The sequence below is a fragment of the Candidatus Phytoplasma citri genome, assembly GCF_002009625.1.
In the GTDB taxonomy this organism is placed as follows: Bacteria; Bacillota_I; Bacilli_A; order Acholeplasmatales; family Acholeplasmataceae; genus Phytoplasma; species Phytoplasma citri.
In genome coordinates this window covers 1-1,291 of record NZ_MWKN01000005.1, presented here as the reverse complement: position 1 = coordinate 1,291, position 1,291 = coordinate 1, and the positions used below count along the sequence as shown (strand labels likewise).

General features: G+C 18.1%; 1 pseudogene. It reads right to left on the bottom strand.

The annotated features are described in order from the left end of the window. A pseudogene (locus tag B2G44_RS00340) lies at nt 1-311 on the bottom strand (DNA double-strand break repair protein Rad50); the annotation flags it as partial. Between the last annotated feature and the right edge of the window lie 980 nt (nt 312-1,291).

Sequence of the window (1,291 nt, the reverse complement as noted above, 5' to 3'; positions counted from 1 at the left end):
TCATCCTGGAGTTTTTCAATTTCCGCTTTTAATCTGATTTTTTCATCAGTTGAAGCTAATGGTAATTGTTCTTCTTTAGCTTTCATTTCTTGTTCTTTAACAGTTTTTTCTTTTTCTAAATAAACTAATTTCCCTTTTAAGATAGTGATGTTTTCAGCAGTTGCGCTTAATTGAGTTTTAATATCTTTTATTTTTTGTTCATTGTTATCTAAAACAGTTTTAATTTTAGTTTTGGCTACTTGGGTTAATTCTTTTTGTTCCGCTAATTCTTTTAAATCTCTTTCACATTTTTTAATTAAATAATTTATCAAGATTATTTAAAAAATAAAAAAATAAAATTTTAAGATACTTATACAAGATAGACTTATAATTAAAAAATTTAAATTTATATAATTATATTTAGTTATATTAAATATTATTTAATATAACTAATCTTTAAGGAACTTATTTCGTAATAAAATAAAATTAAATTTGTTTAAATTAATTATATAACTACAAAAAATAACAAAAATAAGTGTATTTTTAATTATATTTAGAATAAACATATCAAAAAACAACTTTTTTTAAAAAAAATAGATAAAATTTTTGAGAAAAGTTATTTTTTATAAAATAACAAATATCATGAAAAAAACAAGGTTTTTTGTTATTAAGTTTACTTCCTATAATATTAATTATGTAAACCAATTAAATCCAAAAGTAATTATTTTTAATATTTATAAAATTAATTAACTTATTAATTAACTGTTTTTTAATATTTTTTGATTATTAAAAATAAATAATATTTAATATAACTAAACATAAAACATTAATTTAAAAATAAAAAAGAGATTAAATCTAGACAATATAAAAATTAAATAAAATAAAAAATATTTATATTAATAATTTTTTAAAAAATTACCAAATTAGTTTATTTTTTTTCTTTGTTACAATTTAATATTTTGAATAATATTAAATTTATTTATCTTTACAATAACTAAAATATTTTCGTTGTTCGAGGATAATGTAAATATCTCTATTTTTACTTTTTTATCAGTTTGCACAAAAATTCTATATCAAAAAAATTAACAATAAATATGATTTTTATTTCTTTCCTGGTTTATGAGTTTGTTTTAAATAAAAAAAGACCTCCTAAAAAAAGTCTTTGTGTATAAAATAAGATTTTTTCAAAAAAAATTTATAGATGATTAATTTTATTTACAATCAGCCCCTGTCCAAACGGTGCGAGCAAGTTTCTAAGCACACCGCTTTTCATAAACAATAAATCCTTAGGGGGGAGTACCCTCTTTTAGCG